Source organism: Parvimonas sp. D9 (assembly GCF_035282565.1).
In the GTDB taxonomy this organism is placed as follows: Bacteria; Bacillota; Clostridia; order Tissierellales; family Peptoniphilaceae; genus Parvimonas; species Parvimonas micra.
Genome location: NZ_JAYKBM010000134.1, coordinates 1 through 275, shown reverse-complemented (window position 1 = coordinate 275; position 275 = coordinate 1). Strand labels below are relative to the sequence as shown.

Genomic DNA, 275 nt, shown 5'->3' with positions numbered 1-275 from the left:
CTTCCAGTTTTATCCTCTTATCCTCGTTACGTACAACCGCTGTAACGTAATGACCTTTTTCAAGAAAAGCTTCTACTAATCCTTCACCTACGCTTCCGGAGGCACCCGCAATTAAAATGTTCATTTGTATTATTTTTAGATTAGATGTATAAATTTCAATTTATTTTACAGATTCATAAAAGTCTGACAGCTATTGAAGAAATTCAGTTGGTGGTTCTTCTGCTACCATGTAATCGCAATCTGCAATTAATTCCGTTTTGCTAAAGCCCAAAAAA

1 protein-coding gene is annotated in these 275 nt (G+C 34.9%); it reads right to left on the bottom strand.

Annotated elements, in window-relative coordinates:
* A partial coding sequence (locus VJI94_RS09000) for an NmrA family NAD(P)-binding protein (RefSeq protein ID WP_416383682.1) occupies nt 1-124 on the bottom strand: 124 nt, incomplete at its 3' end.
* Nucleotides 125-275: the final 151 nt, after the last annotated feature.